The sequence below is a fragment of the Lysobacter sp. Soil_C_15 genome (assembly GCF_057657315.1).
On record NZ_JBDGIR010000009.1, the window covers coordinates 73163 to 98078 of the forward strand.

21 protein-coding genes and 1 tRNA gene are annotated in these 24916 nt (G+C 70.0%); 16 read left to right on the forward strand and 6 right to left on the reverse strand.

Annotated elements, in window-relative coordinates; genetic code table 11:
* Positions 1–261: 261 nt before the first annotated feature.
* From AC3A57_RS19080 to AC3A57_RS19090, 3 genes are all read right to left on the reverse strand, one after another.
* Positions 262–1173 carry an OmpA family protein gene (locus AC3A57_RS19080; protein WP_487580359.1) on the reverse strand — a complete coding sequence of 304 codons (912 nt, stop codon included), beginning with the start codon at positions 1171–1173 and terminating at the stop codon, positions 262–264.
* A gap of 99 nt (positions 1174–1272) precedes the next feature.
* A complete protein-coding gene (locus AC3A57_RS19085; protein WP_487580360.1) occupies positions 1273–3363 on the reverse strand; it encodes a S8 family peptidase in 2091 nt (696 codons plus the stop codon).
* A gap of 925 nt (positions 3364–4288) precedes the next feature.
* Positions 4289–5785: an OmpA family protein gene (locus AC3A57_RS19090; protein ID WP_487580361.1), complete on the reverse strand. Its 1497-nt coding sequence runs from the start codon at positions 5783–5785 to the stop codon at positions 4289–4291.
* 282 nt (positions 5786–6067) lie between these two features.
* Here AC3A57_RS19090 and rplU point away from each other — a divergent pair, with 282 nt between their 5' ends.
* The 3 genes from rplU to cgtA all read left to right on the forward strand — a co-directional run bounded on the left by rplU (position 6068) and on the right by cgtA (position 7939).
* Positions 6068–6388: a 50S ribosomal protein L21 gene (gene rplU / locus AC3A57_RS19095; protein ID WP_064750124.1), complete on the forward strand. Its 321-nt coding sequence runs from the start codon at positions 6068–6070 to the stop codon at positions 6386–6388.
* 12 nt (positions 6389–6400) lie between these two features.
* Complete coding sequence (gene rpmA / locus AC3A57_RS19100; RefSeq protein ID WP_221673192.1) at positions 6401–6661, forward strand: 50S ribosomal protein L27; 261 nt, start codon at positions 6401–6403, stop codon at positions 6659–6661.
* Between the two features lie 210 nt (positions 6662–6871).
* Positions 6872–7939 (forward strand): Obg family GTPase CgtA, encoded by a 1068-nt coding sequence (gene cgtA / locus AC3A57_RS19105; protein WP_487580362.1) that lies wholly within the window; start codon positions 6872–6874, stop codon positions 7937–7939.
* A gap of 325 nt (positions 7940–8264) precedes the next feature.
* Here cgtA and rpsT read toward each other — a convergent pair whose 3' ends face one another.
* Complete coding sequence (gene rpsT, locus AC3A57_RS19110; RefSeq protein ID WP_221673190.1) at positions 8265–8537, reverse strand: 30S ribosomal protein S20; 273 nt, start codon at positions 8535–8537, stop codon at positions 8265–8267.
* Between the two features lie 140 nt (positions 8538–8677).
* Between rpsT and murJ the strand changes: the two genes are divergently transcribed.
* The 13 genes from murJ to AC3A57_RS19175 all read left to right on the forward strand — a co-directional run bounded on the left by murJ (position 8678) and on the right by AC3A57_RS19175 (position 23460).
* Complete coding sequence (murJ, locus tag AC3A57_RS19115) at positions 8678–10309, forward strand: murein biosynthesis integral membrane protein MurJ (protein WP_487580363.1); 1632 nt, start codon at positions 8678–8680, stop codon at positions 10307–10309.
* Positions 10310–10421: 112 nt separating this feature from the next.
* Entirely contained in the window at positions 10422–11411 is a 990-nt protein-coding gene (locus tag AC3A57_RS19120) for a bifunctional riboflavin kinase/FAD synthetase (protein WP_487580364.1), read from the forward strand.
* 86 nt (positions 11412–11497) lie between these two features.
* The gene (gene ileS / locus AC3A57_RS19125) at positions 11498–14356 is read left to right on the forward strand and encodes an isoleucine--tRNA ligase (RefSeq protein ID WP_487580441.1); all 2859 of its coding nucleotides are present in this window, start codon (positions 11498–11500) and stop codon (positions 14354–14356) included.
* A 129-nt stretch (positions 14357–14485) separates the two neighbouring features.
* Positions 14486–14998, forward strand: coding sequence for a signal peptidase II (lspA, locus tag AC3A57_RS19130; RefSeq protein ID WP_487580365.1), 513 nt, complete (start codon positions 14486–14488; stop codon positions 14996–14998).
* Positions 14999–15084: 86 nt separating this feature from the next.
* Positions 15085–16035 carry a 4-hydroxy-3-methylbut-2-enyl diphosphate reductase gene (gene ispH / locus AC3A57_RS19135; protein WP_487580366.1) on the forward strand — a complete coding sequence of 317 codons (951 nt, stop codon included), beginning with the start codon at positions 15085–15087 and terminating at the stop codon, positions 16033–16035.
* 162 nt (positions 16036–16197) lie between these two features.
* Complete coding sequence (locus AC3A57_RS19140) at positions 16198–17352, forward strand: hypothetical protein (RefSeq protein WP_487580367.1); 1155 nt, start codon at positions 16198–16200, stop codon at positions 17350–17352.
* 228 nt (positions 17353–17580) lie between these two features.
* Entirely contained in the window at positions 17581–18582 is a 1002-nt protein-coding gene (locus tag AC3A57_RS19145; RefSeq protein ID WP_487580368.1) for a glycoside hydrolase family 16 protein, read from the forward strand.
* Positions 18583–18689: 107 nt separating this feature from the next.
* On the forward strand, positions 18690–19256 hold the full coding sequence (locus tag AC3A57_RS19150; RefSeq protein WP_487580369.1) for a hypothetical protein: 567 nt from the start codon (positions 18690–18692) through the stop codon (positions 19254–19256).
* 95 nt (positions 19257–19351) lie between these two features.
* Positions 19352–19427 (forward strand) — tRNA-Thr (locus AC3A57_RS19155).
* 521 nt (positions 19428–19948) lie between these two features.
* The gene (locus AC3A57_RS19160; RefSeq protein ID WP_487580370.1) at positions 19949–20611 is read left to right on the forward strand and encodes a hypothetical protein; all 663 of its coding nucleotides are present in this window, start codon (positions 19949–19951) and stop codon (positions 20609–20611) included.
* 390 nt (positions 20612–21001) lie between these two features.
* Positions 21002–21298 (forward strand): hypothetical protein, encoded by a 297-nt coding sequence (locus tag AC3A57_RS19165; RefSeq protein WP_141233643.1) that lies wholly within the window; start codon positions 21002–21004, stop codon positions 21296–21298.
* A gap of 135 nt (positions 21299–21433) precedes the next feature.
* Positions 21434–22849 carry a DNA repair protein RadA gene (gene radA, locus AC3A57_RS19170; protein ID WP_221673180.1) on the forward strand — a complete coding sequence of 472 codons (1416 nt, stop codon included), beginning with the start codon at positions 21434–21436 and terminating at the stop codon, positions 22847–22849.
* Positions 22846–23460 carry a hypothetical protein gene (locus AC3A57_RS19175; protein ID WP_487580371.1) on the forward strand — a complete coding sequence of 205 codons (615 nt, stop codon included), beginning with the start codon at positions 22846–22848 and terminating at the stop codon, positions 23458–23460. Before radA ends, AC3A57_RS19175 begins: the two co-directional genes overlap by 4 nt.
* A 128-nt stretch (positions 23461–23588) precedes the next feature.
* On the opposite strand, the gene AC3A57_RS19180 is transcribed toward AC3A57_RS19175, so the two are convergent.
* Positions 23589–24014, reverse strand: coding sequence for a glutaredoxin family protein (locus AC3A57_RS19180; RefSeq protein ID WP_221673178.1), 426 nt, complete (start codon positions 24012–24014; stop codon positions 23589–23591).
* A gap of 382 nt (positions 24015–24396) precedes the next feature.
* The gene (locus AC3A57_RS19185; protein ID WP_064750140.1) at positions 24397–24609 is read right to left on the reverse strand and encodes a hypothetical protein; all 213 of its coding nucleotides are present in this window, start codon (positions 24607–24609) and stop codon (positions 24397–24399) included.
* Positions 24610–24916: the final 307 nt, after the last annotated feature.

A 24916-nucleotide genomic window follows, 5' to 3' on the forward strand; every position in this document is an offset into this window, starting at 1 on the left:
CCTGCAAGGGGAGGGTCGCCGGCGCAAAGGGCGACGGCGAACAGAAGAGCGTATCGAGTGGGGAAGATGGGGGCAAATCCGCGTAACGGAAGGTCCGCGGGCGTCGCCTTCGTTGTCATGCAGGGCCCGTGGCGGCGGGCTTTGCGCCGGCGCGGCGGCGCCGGGCAGGGGCTGCGGGGCCGTCGCGGCCGGGCGCGAATGCGCGAACGGGCAGGTCCGCGAGGGGCCTGCCCGCCGGTTTCGTTCAGTTTGAAGCCTGGCTCAGGGCACGGCCTGGAAGCGCAGCGGGGTGGCGGCGGCGCCGGGCTCGCCGCGGGTCTCCAGCGCGCCCGGGTTGGCGCCGGCGACGATCAACTGGACCTTGACCGCTTCGGCGCGTTGGCGCGACAGGCTCTCGTTGTCGGCCGGCTGGCCGGCGCCGCCGCCCGGGCCGACGATCCGGAAGCGGGCGTCCTTGGGTGCGGCCTGCAGGGCTTTGCCGGCGCGGCTGAGGATGTCGAGGCTGGACGCCTGGATCCGCGCGCTGCCTTCGTCGAAGCGCACCGACATTTGGTTGAGCGCCCGGGCCACCGCCGCGCCGTCGGCCTGGCCCGGTTGCAGCGCGGCCAGCGCCTGGGCGGCCGCGTCGGCGGACGCGGCGGCATCGCCGACGCCTTCGAACAGGCCGGCGTAGCGGTAATCGGGGAACAGCTTCCTGGCCTGCTCGAGCAGGCTCGCGCGGTCGGCGTCGGAGGCTTGGCCGCTGAGTTCGACGGTCTTGCCTTCGAAGCGCACCGCGGCGCCCGGCATGGTCAGGGCGGCGGCGAATTGCGGCAGCTTGTCCTGCCACGGCGCGGGCTTGGCGGCCTTGTCGACCTGCAGGTCGCCGCCGATCTGGCCGGCGTAGGCCTGGGCCAGGGCGATGCCGAGCGCCTTGCGGGTGGCCTCGCTGTCGACCACGCCGTCGTAGCGGATCGCGCCGTTGTTGTTGACCAGGCTGAGCTTGGCGTCGAAGCGGACCACCGGCGCGGCGACCGCCGGCCGGTCGGCGGCCGGTGCGGCGTCGCCGGCGCCCGGGGCGCGGCTGCAGCCGGAGAGCGCGGCGCCGAGCGCGACCAGCAACAGGCCGGCGCGGGCCGCGGAAATGGGGGCGAAAAGGGAGGCGGAACGGAAGGCGGGCGGGGTGGTGCGCATGAAGTCTCCGCGGGTTGTTGCGCGATTCGTCAGGACGGCGCGGGGCCGCAAAAACGAAGGACCCGGCGATCCGGGTCCTTCGCCTCGCCTAGGCGGCGATCACTTGCTGGAGTTGTACTGGATCTCGACCGGATCCGCGCATTCCTGGGTCTGGTTGTTGCAGATCTTGTAGCTCATGGTGCCGCTGCCGATGATCCGGAAGGTATCGGTGTTGGCGCCGGTGTTGCGCACGGTCTTGAGGATCGCGCCGTTGCGATAGATGTCGATGTTCTTCTTGCCCTTCTCCCACGACAGGTTGACCGAGGTGCGGTGGTTCGGCAGCGCGCTGGCCTTGGCGTCGAGCCGGCGCGGCCAATTCGCGTCGACGAAGCTGGGGTACAGCGAGATGCCGGCCGAGGCGCGGTAGCCCTTGACGTTGACGTACCAGATCCCGCCCTTCGGGGTCGGGAAGAAGCAGGTCTCGTTGTTGGAGGCGGTGAACGGACGGCAGTCGTAGGAGGTGCTGGTCGGCTCGGCGCCGTACTTGACGTAGATGTCCGAGTCGCCGGTGCCGCCGTACATCGCGAACAGCAGGTTCGACGCGCCGTTCGGCACCAGCAACTGGTACTTGACCGTACCGTTGGCCGCGACCTCGATGTTGGTCACGGTGATGCCGTTCTCCAGCTCGATCGGCGGCTCGGGTTCCGGCGCCTGCGGATCCGGCGGCAGCGGCTCGCTGCCGGCGGCGACGGCGACGGCGTGACGCGCGTCGACGATGCCCGAACCGCAGTACTTGTCCCAGCTGCAGGCGCCCGGCAGGCCGCCGACATGGGCGGTGTTGACCAGGATCTTCTCGATCTCGGCCGGGGTCTTCGGCGACGGCGCCGCCGACTGCATCAGTGCGACCACGCCGGCGACGTGCGGCGCCGCCATCGAGGTGCCGGCCATCCAGGCATAGCCTTCGCCGGCCTGGCCCTGGGTGCCCAGGTTGAGGGTGGACAGGATGTTGTCGGCGGCCGGAGTGGCGCCGGTACCGCCCGGAGCGGCCACGTCGACCTTGACGCCGAAGTTGGAGTAGCTGGCCAGCGCGCCGGTCGGGCCGACCGCGGACACGGCGACGATGTTGTTGCAGTTGGCCGGCGAGAAGCCGTCGACATCCGCGCCGGAGTTGCCGGCCGCGACCACCACGGTGGTGCCGCGCGCGCGCGCGCCGTCGAAGGCGGTCTGCCAGGCCACGCTGCAGGCGCCGCTGCCGCCGAGGCTGAGGTTGATCACCTCGGCCGGGGTCGGGTTGGCCGGCACGCCGTCGACGGTGCCGCCGGACGCCCAGGCCACGGCGTCGATGATGTCCGACGACCAGCCGCCGCACTTGCCGAGCACGCGCACCGGCTGGACCTTGGCGCCGTGCGCCACGCCGGCCACGCCGAGGCTGTTGTTGCTGACCGCGGCGATGGTGCCGGCGACGTGGGTGCCGTGCCAGCTGCTGTCTTCGGGGATGTTGAAAATGTTGCACTCGCCGTCGTGCCAGTCGCCCGGATCGTTCGGATCCGCGTCGCGGCCGTCGCCGTCGACCGCGGTGGCGTCGGTGCCGTCCGGGTCCAGGTCGATGAAGTCGTAGCCCGGCACGATGTTGGCGTTCAGATCGCTATGCGGGGTGATGCCGGTGTCGAGCACCGCGACCACGATGCCGTCGCCGTCGCTGAGGTCCCAGGCCGGCTCCAGGTTGAGGCCGCCGGGGCCGTTCTTGTAGTGCCATTGCTGGGCGTAGCCGGGGTCGTTGGGCACCGACAGGCGCTGCACGCGCACATCGGGTTCGACCGCGATCACGCTGGGGTCCTTCATCAGCTCGATCGCCAGGTCCTTGACCTGGGCGGTGCTGAGCTTGCTGTCGGTGCGGATCAGGCTGGCGCCGGTGGCCAGGGTGCGCAGCGGGCGGATCGCGATGCCGAGCTTGGTCGCGGCGTCGGCGTACTGCTGGTTCACCGCGGCGGCGCTGAGCTTGGCGTTCGCGCCGGGCGCGCGGGTGACGATGAAGCGGTTGTAGGTCTCGGCGGCGGCCTTCTTCACCGCCTTCTTCGAGGTCGTCGCGGCCGGGCCGTGGACCTTGTTGAAGGCCTGCAGCTTGCCGCCGGAATAGGCCACCGGTGCGATCACGACCGCGGTGGCGATGGCCAACGCAGTCCATTTCAACGAACGAGCTTTGCGAGTCATGACAAACATCCTTGATCTTCGTTGTGCATGATCCCCTTCGCATCCCCATCAGCGTCGGGCCTTGGACCGCGGCGGCGCTACCGACCCGCCGCCGCGGGCTTGCGTTGCGCAGCCGGCATCGCGGCTGCGAGGCATCGAGCGGCGCACGCGTACGTCGCCGCGCATCGCTGCGCGGAATCGTCACGTCGATTGCGTCGTCATGCGCGAAAACGTCGATTTCGCGGGCAGTTCGGGTTGGCGGTATGGCTGCCCGGCCACGTGCAGGAAGTCCCCGAGACAACGCGACCGCCGCACCGCCGCCCGGTCGTGCGGGCGCCACCGATGCCGCTGTTCCTTGTCGCGCGACCCCTTGCAAGTCGCTCGCGACCGAAGCTAAAGGAGCTTCTCGGTCGCATGCAAGTGTCATGCAAATCGTGTAACGCGCATGAATGCGACTGAGCGCACATCGCGACGTATCGCAGGCGCAACGGCGGGCTTTGCGCGCATCGATTGAACGGGAAAAAACAAGGGGTTTTCGTCTGCCCGCCGGGACGCTGCGCAGGCGCGAAGATTTTTCCGTAACGACCAAATTTCTTTCGGATCTGTGAACTGCGTCGTGCCATGTCGGTGCCGCCGGACGCGCTCGCTTCGGGCGATGCGCAATGGCGCCGACGAAGCGCGCCGATGACGCATGCGCGCGACCTGGGGAAAACCCTAGTGCGCGCCGCGCACCGTGCGTCGCGAGCGCGCGGCCGCAACAGATCGCATTGCGGATGCGCGCGCGGCCTCGGCGGCGCGCGCAGCCGCGCGGCGCGGCGATCGCCGCACGCGCGCTGCGCGAGTGCGCGGTGCGAACGAAACAGGGCGCCTTGCGGCGCCCTGTGGGTGTCGTCGATCGCGCCGCGGCATGGCGCCGAGCGCTCCGGTCCGGACGCGGTGGCGCGGATCAATCCAGCACGGTGAACTCCATCCGGCGATTGCGCGCCTTGCCGGCTTCGCTGGCGTTGTCGGCGATCGGACGATCCTGGCCATAGCCCTTGCCGACCAATTGCTCGCCGCTCACGCCCAGTTCGACCAACCTGGCGGCGACTGCGTTGGCGCGATCCAGCGACAGTTGCAGATTGGCCGCGGCGTCGCCGCTGGCGTCGGTGTGCCCGCCGACCTCGATGCGGGTGCCGGCCGGCGCTGCCTTGATCGCTTCGGCCGCCTTGCGCAGGGTCTCGTAGCTGTCGCGGGTGATCGTCGCCGAGCCGGTGTCGAAATGGATCGCCGACAAGTTCAGCGCCTTGACCAGGTCGTCGGCGCTGAAACCGGACTTGAGCGAAGCCAGCGCGGCCAGCGCCTGGTCCCACAAGCCGCTGATCTCGAACCCGCCGAAACCCTGGCGCAGTTTCTGCGACAGAGCGAAGCGCTCGGCCTCCGGCAGCGTCGAGGTGTCGATGTCGATCTTGTCGCCGTCGAAGCCGAGCTTGATTCCGCGCGCCTTCAACTCCGGCAGCAGGGCGATCAGGCGCTCGAGCCAGCCCGCCGGAGCGGTGCTGGCGTCGACCACCAGGTCGCCTTCGACGTTGCCGGCGCCGAAGACGGCCTTGATCGCGTCGAGCAGCTTGGTCTTCTCGGCTTCGCTGGCGACCTGGCCGGCGATGCGCGCCTTGCCTTCGGCGTTCTCGAAGCTGAAACGTGCATTGGCCTGCGCGGCTGGCTCGATCGCGGCCGGCGCGGTCGCCGCCGGCTCGGTGCCGAGCGGGGCAGGGGTGGAGACCGCTGCGTCGGCCGGCTCGCGTTGGCGCTGGCAGCCCTTGAACCAGGCCAGGGCGGCGAGCAGGGCCAGCAACAGGATCAGCCAGGGCAGCAACGCGGCCAGGCCGCGGCCGGTCTTGCGCGCCGCATCGGTCGCCGCATCGACGGTGGCGTCGGCGGCGTGGCCGACCGCGCGCGCGCCGCCGGCGACCGCGCCGCCGATCGCCGCAGCGCCGGCGGCCAGGGCGCCCCAGCCGAAGCGGCCGAGGTCGCCGAGCCAGTCGGCGATGCTGGCCACCCAGTAGCGCAGGGTTTCGGGGATGCCGGCCGGGGCCTGGCCGTCCTCGGTGAGCTCGTTGATCAGGCCGGGCAGCAGGGCGCCGATCGCGCCGGCGGTGGTCGGTACCGGGGCGCCGAGCTTGCCGGCGATGGCGCCGATCAGCGGCGCGCCGAAAGCCTGTTCGACCTGGGGCACGCTGATCGGCTGGTTCGGCCCGGTGCCGATCCAGGACTGCACCAGGCGGCCCAGGCCCTTGCTTTCGAACAGGTGGACGAAGCCGGTGAAGCCGCCGCGCTTTTCGTCGAAGACCAGGGCGATGAGGACGCCGGCGAGCTGGCGGGCCTGGTCGGTGCTCAGACCGAAGCGGTAGGCGACGTCGCCGATGAGGGAGTTCAGGAAGTCGATGCGCATAGTGCTTTCCATGGAATGGGATGCGCATCACGAAATCCCGATGCGCGCCGCCGATGTAGCACGGGGCCGGGGGCGCGCAGGGGGGCGTCGGGGGGTTTTTACCAAACGGTGGCGTAGGGCGGACGAACGGTCGAAAAAACGACGTAACTGTGCTTTTTTATTGGGGTTTTCCCCCGTCCAGTGTGTCGCGAAGGTCATCCGGTTTGACCCGGTGCGCGGATTTCCTCTAGAATTCCGCTTCTGTCCGCCCCGTTCGGGTCGGCAGGACCAAAATAACTACAGAGGAATCTGGTCATGTACGCAGTACTGGTCACCGGCGGTAAGCAATACCGCGTGATGAAAGGCGAGACGCTTCGCGTCGAGCTGCTGGACGTCGAAGCCGGCAGCGAAATCAAGTTCGACAGCGTCCTGATGCTGGGCGACGGCGAAGGCATCAAGATCGGCGACGCGCTCAAGGGCGCCAGCGTCACCGCCAAGGTCGTCGGCCACGGCCGCGCCGACAAGGTGCGCATCGTCAAGTTCCGTCGCCGCAAGCACCATCGCAAGCAGATGGGCCATCGTCAGCACTACACCGAAATCGAGATCACCGGCATCGCCGGTGGCGACAACAAGTAAGGAGCAGCAGCCATGGCACATAAAAAGGGCGTAGGTTCCACCCGCAACGGCCGCGACTCCAACCCGAAGTACCTGGGCGTGAAGATCTACGGCGGCCAGGCCATCGAAGCCGGCAACATCATCGTGCGCCAGCGCGGCACCCAGTTCCACGCCGGCACCGGCGTCGGCCTGGGCCGCGACCACACGCTGTTCGCGCTGATCGACGGCAAGGTCGAGTTCTCGACCAAGGGCCCGAAGAAGCGCCGCACCGTCAGCATCGTCGCTGCCGAGTAATTCCGGCGCGACGCGACGCGAGGAGCCCCGCTTCGGCGGGGTTTTTCGTTTCGGGACTCGGGACTCGGGACTCGCAAAAGCGGGTGCCGGTTTGCCGGGCTCGGCCTGAAGTCTTTCGCGTCTTTACAATGCCGCGGGCTTGTTATTTCCTCGAGTCCCGAGTCCCGAGTCCCGAGTCCCGAGTCCCGAGTCCCGAATCCAGAGTCCCCAATGAAACTCGTAGACGAAGCAGAAATCCAGGTCATCGCCGGCAACGGCGGCAACGGCTGCGTCGGCTTCCGTCGCGAGAAGTTCATCCCGCTCGGCGGGCCGGACGGCGGCGACGGCGGCGACGGCGGCAGCGTGTATCTGGTCGCCGACGAAAACCTCAATACCCTGGTCGATTTCCGCCACCAGAAGCAGTTCCGCGCCAAGCGCGGCGAGAACGGCATGGGCCGGCAGATGTACGGCAAGGGCGGCGACGATCTGGTCATCACCGTGCCGGTCGGCACCGTGGTCACCAACGTCGAAACCGACGAAGTGATCGGCGACCTGACCGCGCACGGCGACCGTCTGCTGGTGGCCCAGGGCGGCAAGGGCGGCCTGGGCAACATGCACTTCAAGAGTTCGGTCAACCGCACCCCGCGCAAGGCGCTGCCGGGCCTGCCGGGCGAGGAGCGGATGCTCAAGCTCGAGCTGAAGCTGCTGGCCGACGTCGGCCTGCTCGGCTTCCCGAACGCCGGCAAGAGCACCCTGATCCGCGCGGTCTCGGCGGCGACGCCGAAGGTCGCCGACTATCCGTTCACCACCTTGTATCCGAACCTGGGCGTGGTCAGCGTCGAGGCGCACCGCAGTTTCGTGATCGCCGACATTCCGGGCCTGATCGAGGGTGCGGCCGACGGCGCCGGCCTGGGCGCGCAGTTCCTGCGCCATCTGCAGCGCACTCGCTTGCTGCTGCACCTGGTCGACATCGCGCCGATGGAGGGCGGGGTCGAGGGCGTGTCGCCGGCCGAGCAGGTGCGGGCGATCGAGCGCGAGCTGCGCAAGCACGACCCCGAGCTGCTGGCCAAGCCGCGCTGGCTGGTCCTGAACAAGGCCGACCTGTTGCTGGAGGAGGAGCGGCAGGCGGCGGCGCAGGCGGTGATCGACGAACTCGGCTGGAAGGACAGCTGGTACCTGGTCTCGGCGATCGGCCGCGAAGGCACCTGGCCGATCATGAAGGACGTGATGGCGTTCTTCGACCGCCAGCGCGAAGAGGCTCTGGAAGCCGCGAACGCCGCCGGCGACCATGTGCCCTGAGCCCGGCGCGGCTCGGCATTCTTCTTCGCAATCTTCGCCGCGGCGCATCGCGCGTCGCGGCCTGGCCGCGCCCGCCGCCTCGCGGCGCGCCGTGGCCGGCTTCAATCCCGCTTCGCTCGGCGCGCCGATGCTGTGCGCGATGCGGGTGTCGGTGTCCCTTGGCGGCTGCTCTGCGGCTGGCGCGCTCGCGCCGGCGGCGACGGCTGTCGCCCGCGTGGTGGGCGAGGGTTCGCTCGCCGAGGCGCGGGCCGCGGCCGAATCGCGGGCAAACAAAAACCCGGCCATGGCCGGGTTTTTGCGTCGCGCTGCCCGGGTGGGCGGCGGATCAGGCGGCGGTGGCCAGCGCCTTGATGCGCGCGGCCAGGCGGCTCTTGTGGCGGGCGGCCTTGTTCTTGTGGATCAGGCCACGGGAGCTGAAACGGTCGAGGATCGGCTGGGCGACGTCGAACGCGGACTTGGCACCCGCGGCGTCGTTCTCGCCGAGGGCCTTCAGCACCTTCTTGACGGCGGTACGCAGCATCGAACGCTGGCTGGCGTTGCGGGCGTTACGCACGACAGTCTGCTTGGCGCGCTTCTTGGCGGACTTGATGTTTGCCACGGGTGGATTCCTGGAATTATTTGGTTGAAAGCAGTGATGAAACTGGACGAGGAACTACGGTTGAATTCGCAGTTGCGGAAAATCAGACCCAAAAGTATGGCCGATTCAGTGGGTTGCGTCAACTCCGCCGGAGGCCGCCGATGAGCCGGGGCGGGGGGCTGCTGCGCTCGTCGATCGTGTTCAGCGCGATGACCTTCATTTCCCGGGTTTCCGGCCTGGTCCGCGACCAGGTCTACGCCTGGCAGTTCGGCGCCAGCCCGGCGATGGACGCGTTCTTCGTCGCGTTCAGGATCCCGAACTTCATGCGCCGGCTGTCGGCCGAGGGCTCGTTCTCGATGGCCTTCGTGCCGGTCCTGGCCGAGTACAGGCAGCAGCACGACCAGGCCGCGGTCAAGGAACTGGTCGACCGGGTTACCGGCACCCTGGCGGCGGCCCTGCTGGTGCTGACCGCGGTGGTGATCCTGGCCGCGCCCTGGGTCATGGCGGTGTTCGCGCCCGGCTTCGAGCCCGGCGGCGAGCAGTACCGCCTGGCCACCCGGATGTTGCAGATCACCTTTCCCTACGCCTTGTTCATCTCCCTGGCCTCGCTGGTCGGCGGGGTGCTGAACAGTTACGAGAAGTTCGCCATCCCGGCCCTGTCGCCGGTGCTGCTGAACCTGTCGATGATCGCCGCCGCGGTCTGCGCCAGCACGGTCATGCCGCCGCTGGGGATCGAGCCGGTGCTGGCCCTGGCCTGGGGCGTGTTCGTCGCCGGCGTGCTGCAACTGGGCTTCCAGTTGCCCGCGCTGGCCAAGCTGGGGCTGCTGCCGCGGCCGCGCTGGGGCGGGGCGCATGCCGGGGTGCGCAAGATCATGCGGCTGATGGTGCCGACCCTGTTCGGCTCGTCGGTGGCCCAGCTCAACCTGCTGCTGAACACCGCGATGGCTTCGTTCCTGATCGCCGGCAGCGTGACCTGGCTGTACCTGACCGACCGCCTGCTGGAATTCCCGCTGGGCATGTTCGGGGTCGCGATCGGCACGGTGATCCTGCCGCATCTGTCCAAGCGCCATGCCGCGACCGACAGCGACGGCTATTCCAAGGGCCTGGACTGGGGTTTCCGCCTGTGCCTGCTGATCGGCGTGCCGGCCTGCCTGGGCCTGGTGCTGTGCGCGGAGGCGCTGATCGCGGCCTTGTTCCAGTACGGCCGGCTCAACGCCGACGACACCGCGATGATCCGGCTCAGCCTGATGGCGCAGTCGCTGGCGGTGCCGGCGTTCCTGCTGGTCAAGGTGCTGGCGCCGGCGTTCTATTCGCGCCAGGACACCAAGACCCCGGTCAAGGCCGCGGTGGTGTCGGTGGCGGTGAACCTGCTGAGCACGGTCGGCCTGCTGCTGGCGGCGGTGTATTGCACCGACGCCGGCCGCGCCGCGTTGGCGTCCGGGGCGAGCCTGACCCAGGCGCTGGGCCGGGTGCCCGGCGCGCACGCCGGCCTGGCCGCGGCGATCGCGATCGCCGGCTGGGTCAACGCGCTGCAGCTGGCCTGGTATCTGCGCCGCGCCCGGGTCTACCGGCGCCAGCCCGGCTGGGGCCGGTTCCTGCGCCAGATCGCGGTGGCCAGCCTGGCGCTGAGCGCGGTGGTGCTGGCCCTGCTGTGGGTGTGGACCGGCTGGACCGGTTGGCCGTGGTGGGAGCGGGCCTGGAAGCTGGCGGTGGTGGTCGGCGCCGGCGGCGCGGCCTACGCCGCCGCGCTGTGGCTGCAGGGCATCCGGCCGCGCGATCTGCGCGGGCATTGAGCCCGCGCGTGCCGCCGCAGTCCGTACCGTTGAGAGTCGCGGCCGGCGGCTATACTTCAGGGTTCATCCTTCGAGCTGAACCCGGCCGGTCCGGGTCCCCACGCCAGATCCAATGAGCAGGCTGTTTCGTGACGTCGAAGGCGGGCTGCGTTGCCCGCACGGCAGTGTGGTCTGCATCGGCGCCTTCGATGGCCTGCATCTCGGGCATCGCGCGCTGGTGCGCCACACGATCGCGCGCGCGCAGGCGCTGGGCCTGGAAGCGGTCGCGCTGAGCTTCGAGCCGCTGCCGCGCGAGTACTTCGCCCCGGCCGCGCCGCCGCCGCGGCTGTTGTTGCCGCGCGCCAAGGCCGAAGGGCTGTTGCGGCTCGGCGTCGACCAGGCCGGCCTGCTGCGCTTCGGCCGCGCGCTCAGCGGCCTGAGCGCCGAGGATTTCGTGCGCCGGGTGCTGGTCCAGCGCCTGGGCGCGCGCGAAGTCTGGGTCGGCCCGGAGTTCCGTTTCGGCAAGGCCCGCGGCGGCGACATCGCTTTGCTGCGGCGGATGGGCGAGGCGGGCGGTTTTGGCGCGCACGAGATCGAGCCGGTGCTGCTCGACGGCGAGCGCGTGTCCAGCACCCGCATCCGCGAAGCGCTGCTGGCCGGCGATTTCGCCGCCGCGGCGCGCTGGCTGGGCCGCCCGTACGCGATCGGCGGCAGGGTGGTGCGCGGCCAGCAGCTCGGCCGCACCCTGGGCTTTCCCACCGCCAACCTGCGCTTCGCCGGCAAGACGCCGGCCCTGTCGGGCATCTACGCGACCTGGGTGCACGGCGTCGGCGAGCGTCCGCGGGCCTCGGTGGCTAGCCTGGGCACCCGCCCGACCGTGGCCGGGGTCGAACCTTTGCTGGAAGCGCATCTGTTCGATTTCGACGGCGACCTGTACGGTCGCAGGATCGAGGTCGAATTCGTCGCCCATCTGCGGCCCGAACTGAAGTTCCCCGATCTGTCGTCCCTGACCGAGCAAATGCACCGCGACGCCGAACAGGCCCGCGCGCTGTTGCGACTGGACGCTCCGCGCGTCGGCGCGTCCGCGCCGGCCGCGCGCGCGGCCGCGACCCCTACTGCCTGAGACCCGCTGTGACCAACGATCCGAACCAATCCGCCCCCGCCAATGCGTACAAGGCGACCCTGCTGCTGCCGGCGACCGAGTTCCCGATGCGCGGCGACCTGCCCAAGCGCGAGCCGGAGACCCTGGCGCGCTGGGAGAGCGAGGGCCTGTACCAGCGGATTCGCGAGCAGGTCAAGGATCGCGAGCGCAGCTTCGTCCTGCACGACGGCCCGCCGTACGCCAACGGCGAGATCCACATCGGCCACGCAGTCAACAAGGTGCTCAAGGACATCGTGGTCAAGTCCAAGCTGCTGGCCGGCTTCGACGCGCCCTACGTGCCGGGCTGGGACTGCCACGGCCTGCCGATCGAGACCAAGGTCGAGAAGGAGTTCGGCAAGGTCGGCGACAAGCTCGACGCGGCCCAGTTCCGGGCCAAGTGCCGCGAGTACGCCGCCAGCCAGATCGAGCTGCAGCGCCGCGACTTCAAGCGCCTGGGCGTGATCGGCGACTGGGACAACCCCTACCGGACCATGGATTTCCGCTACGAGGCGGACATCGTGCGTTCGCTGGCCAAGATCGTCGAACGCGGCCACCTGGTGCGCGGCTCCAAGCCGGTGCACTGGTGCTTCGACTGCGGCTCGGCCCTGGCCGAGGCCGAGATCGAGTACCAGGACAAGGAATCGACCCAGATCTACGTGCGCTATCCGGTGCTCGACCGCAAGCGCGTGTTCGAGGTGTTCGGGCTGCAGGACGACGGCGCGCCGCTGTCGGTGCCGATCTGGACCACCACGCCGTGGACCCTGCCGGCCAGCCTGGCGGTGTCGATGGGGCCGCAGGTCGAGTACTCGCTGGTCCGGATCGAGCCCAGCGAAGCGGGCTTGTTCAAGGAGCCGGCGCAGCGTCCGGAGTACCTGCTGATCGCCAGCGAGCTGATCGGCGGCGTGCTCGCCGCGATCACCGCGCCGGAAGCGCTCAAGCAGGGCCACAGCGTCGAGACCCGCGACTGGTCCTCGCACAAGGGCGAGGCCTTCGACGGCCTGCGCCTGCAGCATCCGTTCTATGCCGATCGCGAGATCCCGGTGCTGCTCGGCGACCACGTCACCACCGACGCCGGCACCGGCGCGGTGCACACCGCGCCCGGCCACGGCCAGGAAGACTATGCGGTGTCGCTGAAGTACGGCCTGATCGAGCGCTACAGCGCGGCCCAGATCAATCCGGTCGACGGCCGCGGCAAGTACCTGCCGTCGACGCCGGGCGTCGGCGAGCACGTCCTCGCCGGCCAGCACATCTTCAAGAGCGATGCGCTGTTGCTGGAGATCCTGCGCGAGCGCGGCGCCCTGCTCGCCACCGGCCGGCTCAAGCACAGCTATCCGCATTGCTGGCGGCACAAGACGCCGGTCGTGTTCCGCGCCACCCCGCAATGGTTCATCTCGATGGAGCAGGCCGGCCTGCGCGGCGACGCGCTGGCGGCGATCCCGGGGGTGACCTGGATCCCGGGCTGGGGCGAGGCGCGCATCTACAACATGATCGAGGGCCGGCCGGACTGGACCATCTCGCGCCAGCGCTACTGGGGCGTGCCGATCGCGCTGTTCTTCCATCGCGAGAGCGGCCAGCCGCATCCGCGCACGGTCGAGATCATGCGCCAGGTCGCCGACGCGGTGGAGCGCGAAGGCGTCGACGCCTGGTATGCGATGACCGCCGAACAACTGCTCGGCGACGAGGCCGGCGACTACGAGAAGGTCACCGACATCCTCGACGTCTGGTTCGATTCGGGCACCAGCCACGAATGCGTGCTGGCGCAGCGGCCGCAGGACGGCCTGCGCAAGCCGGCCGACCTGTACCTGGAAGGCTCCGACCAGCACCGCGGCTGGTTCCACAGCGCGCTGCTCAGCGGCGTGGCGATGGACGGCGCGGCGCCGTACCGGCAGGTGCTGACCCACGGCTTCGCCGTCGACGAGCACGGCAAGAAGATGTCCAAGTCGCTGGGCAACGTGGTCGTGCCGCAGAAGGTGATCGACGCGATGGGCGCCGACGTGCTGCGCCTGTGGGTCGCGGCGACCGACTTCAGCGGCGAGATGTCGGTGTCGGACAAGATCCTCAAGCAGAACGGCGACGTCTACCGCCGGATCCGCAACACCGCGCGCTTCCTGCTCGGCAATCTCAACGGCTTCGACCCGGCGCGGGATCTGGTCGCGCTGGAGGACATGGTCGCGCTGGACCGCTACATCGTCCATCGCGCCGCCGAGCTGCAGGACCGCATCGCCTCGGCCTACGAGCGCTACGACTTCGCCGAGATCGTGCAGCTGCTGTCGAATTTCTGCAGCGTCGACCTGGGCTCGCTGTACCTGGACGTGACCAAGGACCGGCTGTACACGATGCGCGAGGACTCGCGCGGCCGACGCTCGGCGCAGAGCGCGATGTACCGCATCGCCGAGGCCTTCGTGCGCTGGATCGCGCCGATCCTGGCCTTCACCGCCGACGAGATGTGGCGCCACCTGCCGGCGACCACCGAGCGCGGCGCGCGCGCCGGCAACGTGCTGTTCGCGACCTGGTACGACGGCCTGGCCCTGCTGCCGGCCGACGCGCCCTTGTCGGCCGAGGATTTCGAGCGCCTGCTGGCGCTGCGCGAAGGCGTGGCCAAGGTGCTGGAGCCGATGCGCGCCGCCGGCGAGATCGGCGCCGCGCTCGAGGCCGAGATCTCGCTGCGTTGCGGCGTCGCCGACCAGAACTGGCTGGCGCCGCTGGCCGAGGAACTGCGCTTCCTGTTCATCAGCGGCGACGTCGAAGTGGTCGCCGACGACGGCATCAAGGACATCGCCGTGCTCGCCGCGCCGACCGCCAAGAGCAAGTGCGTGCGCTGCTGGCATTACCGCGCCGACGTCGGCGCCGACGCGGCGCATCCGGAGCTGTGCGGCCGCTGCGTCAGCAACGTGGCGGGCGAGGGCGAGGACCGTCGCTGGTTCTGACCCCGGCCCGCGCGCGCCCGGCGACGGGCGCCGCTGCCGTCGCCGCCGCCGCAGCAGCAGCAGCAGCAGCTTTTCACGCTCGCTTGCGAGTTCCACCCTTTCATTAGTTTTTTGCGGATTCCCGAACCGATGACCGACACCGCCCACCGACCCGACAAGAGCGCGCTGCCGTGGCTGATCGTCTCGATCGTGGTCATCGCCCTCGACCAGTGGAGCAAGGCCTGGGTGCTGGCTTCGCTGCCCGAGTACACCGCGGTGCCGGTGATCGACGGTTTCTGGAACTGGTACCGCAGCTACAACACCGGCGCGGCCTTCAGCTTCCTCAGCGACGCCGGCGGCTGGCAGAAGTACTTCTTCCTGGTCCTGGCGGTGGCGATCAGCGGCCTGCTCGGGTTCTGGCTGTCGCGCACCCGCCGCGGCGACTGGAAGACCGCGCTGCCGTACGCCCTGGTGATCGGCGGCGCGATCGGCAACGTGATCGACCGGCTGATGCACGGCCACGTGGTCGACTTCATCCAGTGGTACTGGCGCGACTACCACTGGCCCTCGTTCAACATCGCCGACTCGGCCATCGTCGCCGGCGCGATCGGGATCGCGGCTTACGGGTTGTTCAGCAAACCCACAAAGGCGAGTAACGAGTAAGCAGTAGCGAGGAACGAGTTTTTCCTCGTTTCTCATCGCCGATCCGCCCGCAGCCGCCAGTCCGGGACAGGAGTACAATCGCCCCCATGGACGTCATCCTCGCCAACCCCCGCGGCTTCTGCGCCGGCGTCGATCGCGCGATCGAAATCGTCAAGCGCGCCATCGAGACCCTGGGCGCGCCGATCTACGTGCGCCACGAAGTGGTGCACAACCGCTTCGTGGTCGACGATCTCAAGCACCGTGGCGCGATCTTCGTCGAAGAGCTCGACGAAGTGCCCGACGGCGCGACGGTGATCTTCAGCGCCCACGGCGTGTCCAAGGCGGTGCGCGCCGAGGCCGACCGGCGCGGGCTGAAGGTGTTCGACGCGACCTGCCCGCTGGTGACCAAGGTCCATCTGGAAGTCTCGCGCCATTGCCGCGCCGGCCGCGACGTGGTCCTGATCGGCCACGAAGGCCATCCGGAAGTCGAAGGCACGATGGGGCAGTGGCGGCGCGAGGCCGGCTCGGGCCGGATCTATCTGGTCGAGGACGCCGACGACGTCGCCCGGCTGGTGGTCGACCAGCCGGAGAACCTGGCCTACACCACCCAGACCACGCTGTCGGTCGACGACACCCGTAGCGTGATCGAGGCCCTGCGCGCCAAGTTCCCGGCGCTGCAGGGACCGAAGAAGGACGACATCTGCTACGCCACCCAGAACCGCCAGGACGCGGTGCGCGAGCTGGCCCAGCGCTGCGACCTGGTGCTGGTGGTCGGTTCGCCGAACAGCTCCAACTCCAACCGCCTGCGCGAGCTGGCCGAGCGCGACGGGGTCGAAGCGCATCTGATCGACGGCGCGATCGAGATCGATCCCAAGTGGGTCGAAGGCCGCCAGCGGATCGGCATCACCGCCGGCGCCTCGGCGCCGGAAGTGCTGGTGCGCGGAGTGATCGAGCGCCTGCACGAACTCGGCGCGGACCGGGTGACCGAGCTCGACGGCGAGCCGGAGAACATGGTGTTCGCCCTGCCCAAGGAATTGCGCCTGCAGTTGGTGGACTGAGGGCGGGGATCGGGGATTGGGGATCGGCAAAAGCCAGAGCCAAACGATCGCTTCCCCAGTCCCTATCGCCGGGCGGGTTTCCCCACGCAGCGGCTAGGCGGCAGAATGCCGCGATCGGCGCCGCACCGGCGGCGCGACCACGATGGCCCAGGGAGAGGACCGATGTTCGACGCGATGCGCCGGCCGATGGCGGCATTGTTGGCTGCGGCCGTGCCGTTGCTGCACGCCGCCGAGCGCCCCGCCGGCGCGGCGATTTCGCCGGTCTACGCCCTGGCCGAGAACACCCTGGTCGAAGCCGCCGGCGCGCAAGCGCATACGGCCAGCTTTTTCGCCTACGACGGCAGCGGCTGGAGCGCGTCGCGCGACGGCGATCGGATCGGGCCGTCGCGACCGCTGAAGTGGTATTCGCGCTCGGACGGCCGGTTCTGTACCCACGCCCCCGAGCGTTCGTACCGCGAGGCCGATTGCCGCGTCGTCGCGGTCGACGGCGACCGGGCGAACTGGACCGGCGAAGACGGGCGCGCCGGTACCGGGCAGGTGCTGGCCGGCGATGCCTGGCGCCTGGAACAGCGCTGGCTGCAGCGTCCGGTGCGCGCGCTCGCCGGCCGGGATGCGGTCGAAGCCCTGATCGATCGCACCTTCGTCGTAGCGGTGCTCGGCGACGACAGACCAAGCGGTACCGAATCCGGCGCCTACCGTTTCGAACCGCGCGGCCGCGGACAGATGCTGGTGCCGGACCCCGGCAATAGCACCGACCGCATCGCCGGCGCTTCGGTGCGCCCGTTCCGATGGACGTTCGACTCCGAGCGCGGCCTGTGCATCGGGGTGGAAGAACGCTCGCCCGAGCAGGGCGATTGCCGCAGCGTCCGGCTCGCCGGCGACCGCATGAGCTGGCGCATGAACGACGGCGGCGGCGTCTACGGCCGCGTGCTGGCCGACGACCCGCGGCGATTGTCGGCTCCGGCCCGCGAGGCCGCCCGGCGGCTGCGGGCGCGGCTGGTCGGCCACACCCTGGTCGTCCGACACCGTGACCGGCCGGAGCAGGAGCGCGGGATCCGCCTGTTGCCCGACGGCGACGGCCGCATCGCGCTGCGCGGCGCCGGCGCGGCCGGCACCGTGCGTCCGCTGCAGTGGCTGCTGCGCGACGACCGCGCGCTGCTGTGCCTGACCGATGTGCCCGCCAGCGTGCGGCGCCGGGAATTCACCGCGCACGAGTGCTTCGGCGTCGCCGTGGAGGGCGAGGCCCTGCGTCTGCAGCCGCCTTCCGGCAACGCCTTGGTCGGGCGCATCCTGACCGGGAACGCCTGGGATCTGTAGCGCGGACCGGCGACGGGCGAGGGTGGCCCGCAGATTCGCGACGCGGCGCCGCCGCCCACGACGCTCCGCCGTACGGGCGGTGCGCTGCAGCGCCGGCCCCGCCGGGTCCGCCGTAATGTCCGCTTCCCGGCCATTTGGCGCCTCTATTTGACAACGTTGTCTTTTGTGCGGGAGATTGCTTCGCTCGACCCAGCGCAACCGACCGGTCACCAACCAAAGGACGACACCATGGGGCTGCACCGCACTTTTCTCGCCAGCATCGTCGCGGCGTCGATCGCCGTCGCCGGTTGCGATTCGAACACCGGCGCTCCGGCCGAGCCGGCCTCCAAGCCGGCGGACACGGCCGCGGCCGCGCCCGCTGCGGCGCCGGCGGAAGCGGTGTTCTTCGACGATTTCAGCTACCCCGACCTCGCCGCGTTCCACGCCAACGGCTGGAAGGTGCGGACCGAAACCGGCCACCCGGGGATCAAGGGCGCGACCTGGTCGGCGCAGGGCCTGTCGTTCCACGCCGACATTCCCGATACCCAATCGGGCGCGGTCAGGATGAGCTCGGTCACCGACGGCAGCGGCGAGAAGACTCGCCACACCCAGTTCTGCCACGCGCGCAAATACCGCGAAGGCACCTACGCCGCGCGGATCTTCTTCCGCGATGCGCCGAGCTTCGGCCCGGACGGCGACGAAGTGATCCAGACCTTCTACGCCATCAGCCCGCTCAAGGCGCCGATGGACAAGGACTACAGCGAGACCGACTTCGAGTACCTGCCCAACGGCGGCTGGGGCGAAAACGCCATGCCGGCGATGTGGACCACGACCTGGGAAACCTTCCAGCTCGAGCCGTGGACCAAGGTGAACGAATTCACCCGCAAGCAGGGCAGCTACGCCGGCTGGCGCACCCTGGTGCTGACGATCGCCGGCGACAAGGTCCGCTATTTCGTCGACGGCCAGTTGTTCTCCGAGCACAGCAGCGCCGTGTACCCGGAAGACTTCATGTCGATCAACTTCAACCTGTGGTTCATGCCCAAGGGCGCGGACGGCTCGCTGGGGCCGGTCGATTCGCCGGAACTGCGCGAGTACCAGCAGGACATCGACTGGGTGTTCTTCCAGCAGGACGCGGCCCTGGCCAGCGCCGAGGTGGAGGCGAAAGTCGCCGCGCTGCGGGCCAGGAACGTGGCGCATATCGACGGGGTGAAAGAGCGCAGCCCGGCGCTGCCGTCGCCTTGCGGGTTGTGACCGTGGCGTAACGCGGGGCGTTCGTCCCCGACATCGACCGCTGCGTCCGAACGGGGCTACAGTGCCGGCAACGCGCGGGCCGCCCGCCCGCGCAGGATACCGATGCCATGGACGCCGCCAGCCACCGCCTGCTTTCCCGGTCGCGCCCTCGCGCGGCGTTTCGCCGCGTTCCTGCGATCGCGCTCGGCGCCGGCCTGCTGCTGGCCAGCTTGTCGGCCCTGGGCAGCGGCTGGATGCCGGGCCCGCCGATGGAGCCCCGACGCTTTCCCAGCTACGCCGCCTGCAAGGCCCATCTGCAGCAGCGAAACCGGGAGGATCGCGCGCAGGCCGACGCGCGACCGCGCCCGGTCGCGGCCGGCGGCACCGTGCAGACCGTGGTGACTACCGACGGAGTGGTCGAACCGGGCCGCCGCCATGCCCGCTACCAGGTCCAGATCGGCTGGGCCGGGCGCGGCAGCGAGCGCGACGCCATCGACGGCATGATCCAGACCCAGTACTCCTATGAAAACACCTTGCTGGAGTGCAAAGGCCGCACCCTGACCGGCGAGACCGCCCGCGGTTACCACTCGCCGGGGTTTGAGAGGATCGAACCGAAGGCCCCGCCGGCGCACCCGCAGCCGCCCGCCGAGCGTCCCGCAGGCGCTACCCCGGTGAACGGCGGCGCCCGGAGGTGAAGCGACCGGCCCGGCCCGCCAGGCGCGCATGCGCCCGGTTCCGCCGTCGCTCGAATTGACCGCCCAAGCCCCAGCCGCCTAGAATTACCGACTCCGCCGGAATAGCTCAGTTGGTAGAGCGGCGCATTCGTAATGCGTAGGTCGCAGGTTCGATTCCTGTTTCCGGCACCAGTGACACCGAGGGCTTGCAGAATCCGCCAGGACTGCAGGCCCTTTTTGTTTGGCCAGCACGAGGCCGGCGCCGATACGGCGGCGGACGCATGCCGATGCGGCCGACTCCGGCGCGCCTGCGACCGCACCGCTTGCAGCGGGGTTTTCTGCCGGGTCGGCGTGCGATGGCGATACGGCGCAGACGGCCGGCGCCGAACTCGGCAGCCCGGTCGAGTGCGACTTCACCGAGTACCCGTCCGATACCGGTACCGGCCAAGCGTCCGGCACGAATCCGACCTGCTGCCCAAGTCCGGCCGCTTGCGGGGCGCCGTTTGGCTGCATTGCATGAACATCGTTCGCTCGGGCGCGCAACGAGCGGGAAAGGCCGGGAGTTGCGGCGTCGGCCGCGATGCGGCGACCGCTCGCGATTCACGCCAGCGCTGCCGGAACGTTTGCGAGAGGAGATCTCGCGGATCGAAGTTTCGCGCCCGACGGTCCGGGTACGAATCCGAGTTCGCGTTCCGGCGTGCAGGAGCGTTGCGATGAACGGTTACGGCCGCGAACAGAATTACCGTGTCGGAAAATTCGAGCTGCAGCTGCATCCCTACGTCGCCGCACCCGAAAACGTGTTCGCGACCGGGGCCGCGGTCGAGTACGGCATCGACGGCAAGGTGGCGTACGCGCGTGCGGCGCTGCATTCCAGTGCGGTCGGTTTGATCCAGTTGGTCCAGTCGCCGCTGGCGCTGTTCGCGCATGCCCAGGCCGGGCGCTGGAGCGTGCACAAGCGCGAGCCGGAGCCCAGTGCCTCGTTGCTCGGCCGTTGCCTGTACGGCGAGGCGAATCTGTTCGTCGGCGAGCATTCGCCGCATTACGCCGGTCAGCCGGTGCGGCGCTTGGCGGCGACCGAGTGCTGGCTGATCGACACGGCGCGCGAGGTCGCCGACGCTCTGGCCGGCGGCGTGCTCGACAGTCCGGCCGCCACCCGCTTCGCCGAGTACGCGCTCGATACCGGCACCGGCAAGGTGGCCGGCGTGGGTATTACCTGGGGCTACAAGCTGGCGCAGAACCCCACCTATCTCAACCGCTTCGAACTGGTGGTGATCGCGCCGCGCGAAACCCGCTTGCGCGACCACCCGGAGCACCTGGACGCGCTCGCGGAGTTCCTCGACGTCGGCCGCGCCCGGGTCGAGAGCTGCATCGATTGAGGGGGCGGGCGCACGCCGCCGCGATGCGCTGCGGCGGCGTGCGCACCGTTAGGCATGCGGCGTCGGGCGGAGCGGGCCGCCCGGCGCGCTGCGCGCACGACCGGTCCGGCGGACGCGGCCGCTTGGCCGACGATTCGCCTGGCACCGGTTCATCGTCCGTTGCAGGTGCGAGACCGCGTTCGCGCGGCCTGCGCCGTCTCGGCCGGTGAGAGCCGCGCCGGTCACACTACGCTTCCGCCGGGCTTGTCACATGTCTGCATTGAATCGGAATCCATCATTCAGGCGGCTGCCTGGATTCACCAATTGGCCATTCCTTCTTCACTCCTTTTTATCGGGCGGATCGACACCATGCGCCGGCTTGCAACGCATACAGCAAAGGCACCGACAAAAATGCGCGTAGACGTATTCGTAGTGGGCGACGACGAAGGCTATGTGGTCGCACCGTCCGACAGCTGGCTGCCCCTGGACGAAATGAAGGCGCTCGGCGCGCTGCGTTTCGGCTGGACCATCGACACCCGCATGGCCATGCCCAAGCTGGACTGGCATGCGATCGCCAACGACATCGACGCGCGCGGCTACAGCATCGTCGCCTCCAACGACGTCAGCGGCCTGCTGGCGATGCCGCAGCAGCACCTGCAGGCGATCTATCCCGAGCAGCACCGGCCGAACCAGCCGATGGCGGCCTGACCCGCGCCGGTCCGCTCCCGGCGTGCGGCGTCGCCGGCGGCGGGTAGGACTTCGCCGCGTCCGCGGGTCCCGGTCTCGCACGCTGCGACCGGCAGCGGCTAAAGTGCGGCTTCGTCCGTATCTTCGCCGTCCGCCATGTCCAAGACCCCGCTCAAATCCGCCGCCGCCAAGGCCCGCACCGCCTATGTTTGCGGCGAATGCGGCGCCGACTACAGCAAGTGGCAGGGCCAATGCGGAGAGTGCGGGGCCTGGAACACGCTCAGCGAGTTCGTGGTCGAGCCGGCGGCCAAGGCCGGCGCCGCCGCCAGCGTCGCCGCCTCGCGCCGCGCCGGCTGGGCCGGCCGCGCCGACGCGCCGGCGGTGACCGCGCTGAAGGACGTGCGCCACAGCGAAGAGGAACGGGTCGGCACCGGCATCGGCGAGTTCGACCGGGTGCTCGGCGGCGGCCTGGTTCCCGGCGCGGTGGTGCTGGTCGGCGGCGACCCGGGCATCGGCAAGTCGACCCTGCTGCTGCAGGCGATCGTGCGCATGGCCCAGAGCATGCCCGGCCTGTACGTGACCGGCGAGGAATCGTTGTCGCAGGTGGCCGGGCGCGGCGCGCGCCTGGGCCTGCCGTTGGACGGCGTGCACGCGCTGGCCGAAACCTGCGTCGAGCGCATCCTCGAACACGCCGCGAGCATGAAGCCGGCGCTGATCGTCGCCGACTCGGTGCAGACCCTGTGGACCGAACAGCTCGGCGCCGCGCCGGGCTCGGTCAGCCAGGTGCGCGAGAGCGCGGCGCGGCTGGTGCGCTACGCCAAGGAAACCGGCACCTCGGTGTTCCTGGTCGGCCACGTGACCAAGGAAGGCGGCATCGCCGGCCCGCGCGTGCTCGAGCACATGGTCGACGCGGTGCTGTACTTCGAAGGCGAAAGCGGCAGCCGCTTCCGGGTGCTGCGTGCGTTCAAGAACCGCTTCGGCGCGGTCAACGAGCTGGGCGTGTTCGCTATGAGCGACAAGGGCCTGCGCGAAGTGCCCAACCCGTCGGCGATCTTCCTTTCCGGCAGCCGCGGGCCGCAGCCCGGCAGTTGCGTGATGGTGACCCGCGAAGGCACCCGGCCGTTGCTGGTCGAAGTGCAGGCGCTGGTCGATTCCTCGCCCTTGTCCAATCCGCGCCGGGTCGCGGTCGGCATGGAGCAGAACCGGCTGGCGATGTTGCTGGCGGTGCTGCACCGCCACGGCGGCATCGCGGTCGGCGACCAGGACGTGTTCGTCAACGTGGTCGGCGGCATCCGCGTGCAGGAGACCGCGGCCGACCTGCCGGTGCTGCTGGCGGTGCTGTCCTCGCTGCGCGACCAGCCGCTGGCCGAGCAGACCGTGGCCTTCGGCGAGGTCGGGCTGTCCGGCGAGATCCGGCCGGTGCCCAACGGCGAGGACCGGCTCAAGGAAGCGGCGACCCACGGCTTCAAGCGCGCGATCGTGCCCAAGGGCAACGCGCCGCGCGGCGGCCGCATCGGCGAGATGGAAGTGATCGCGGTCGAGCGGCTGTCCGAGGCCTTGGACGCGGCGTGAGCCCGGTGCCGGGTCCGCGCGAGGGCGACCGCGGGGAGACCGACGCCGGTGCGGCGTTCGCGCTGGCGCGTGCGGTGTCGGTGGCGTTGCACCCATTCGCGGTGTTCCTGACCCTGACCGTGCTGGGCGTGCGGGCGCTGGCGCCGCAGGCGTTCGCCGCGGCGATGGCCGGGGTCGGCGCGGCGGTGGCGGTGGTGTGGCTGTTCGTCTGGCAGCGCCATCGCAGCGGCCGCTGGAGCACGGTCGACGCTTCGCATCCGAGCGAGCGGCCGCTGCTGTATCTGATCCTGCTACCGGTGCTGGCGCTGGTCTGGTGGTGGATGCGCGAACGTGCGGCGCCGTTGGGGCAGGGGATACTCGCCGTCGCGGCGATGCTGGTCGCTGCCGCCCTGTTCAATCGCTGGATCAAGTTGTCGCTGCACATGGCAAGCCTGAGCTTCGCGGCGGTGGCGCTGTGGCCGCTGGCGCCGACGGCGGCGGCGATCGGGATGGCGCTGTTGCCGCTGCTGGGCTGGGCGCGGCTGCGCATGCGCCGGCACGGCGTGGCCGAGGTGATCGGCGGCGCGGTGCTGGGGGCGGGCTTCGCGATGGGCTTGCGCTGGTTGGCGTAAGCGGCGCGCCGGGCGCTACGCGCTCCGGTCCGGAATCCGTGCATCAGGGCAGCGGCGGCGACGATCGCATTGCGCCGACGCGCTGCGGGCCGCCTGGGATCCGCGGCGGCCCGCAGGGATGCGCCGGCTCAGGCCGCCGGCTTGGCGCCCTTGGCGTGTGCGGCCAGGATCTCGGCCAGCTTGGCCTCGTCGTAGCCGTGCAGGCTCTGGTTGCCGACGTAGATCACCGGCACGCTCTTGATCTTCAGCCCGTCGGCTTCCTTGCGCGCGGCCTCGTCCTTGTCGATCACCCGTTCGACGAAGCGGATGTTCTGCTTTTGCAGCAGTTCCTTGGCCTTGTGGCAGAACGGGCAGGTCGACAGCGAGTACAGCACCACCTCGCCGCCGGCCTGGGCATAGACCTGCGAGTAGTCGCCTTGTTCGACCATCGCGCCGCCGCCCTTGCCGCCGTCGCCGATCAGGCCGGTGCGTTTGACCAGGGTGCCGGCGCCCACGCCGAGCGCGAGCGCCACGACCACGATCGCGATGGTGCCGAGTATCGACTTGAAGCTCATTCCTTGTCCTCAAGAGTCGCCGGCGCAGCGCGCGGCGGTGGATGGAGTCAGGGGGCGGGAGCGCGGCGCCGTTGCGGGCGTCGCGGGGTCGGCATGCGGGACGGTGGATTCGAGATTGCGCGCACGATCCGTGGCGTCGGCGATCCATCCTGGCTCGAACATCGCTCCTGCTCCCTGTGCCCGTCGTCGGGCTTTGCGTTTATAGCATCGCCGTACCGAATCGCGACCGCTGCCAGGACGATCCGCGACGCAGTCGGCGATTGTCCGCGCCGCGGCGTCGGCGGCGCTCGCGCGAGGCCGTCGCCGAGCGCGGATTCGTTGCGCCGCAGCACGGCGCTGCGCGGCGGTGGGGAGGCGCGCGGCCTCCCGCACCGGGTCGGGCTCAGGGGATGTCGCAGCCGCAGGACAGGCCGCAATGGCGCCAGTTGGTCTGGCAGACGTAGGCCGGGCTGCCGGAGTCCATGCACTGGTCGAACTGGACCTGGCAATTGTCCCAGCAGGACTGGCAGCCGCCGGCGCCGAACGCGCTCATCGAAAACGCCGCGCCGAAACAGAATGCGCAGATGCCCAACAGCTTGCTTGCACGCTTCAACATCGCTGCTCTCCTTGATTGCCCGTCATGGGCGATGGGGCCGTGTGGCGGCCGGTTCCCGGACGCGGTCCGAACCATCGCGGCGCCGCGTCCCGGGCGCCGCGACGATGAAGCGGTGTCGGCCCGGCGAGCATCGGCCGGAGAAACCGGACTTGGCTACTGTCAGTTTCGATAGGTGCGGCGGCTCGGCAAACGAAGTATGGCGGCGCGCACGGTCAGGCTGCGCACTGCGCCGCAGGCGCGATCGCGTTCGTCGACCGGAACGATCCGATCATCGCGTCCGATCCGCCAGGGCGCGCGATTTGTGATC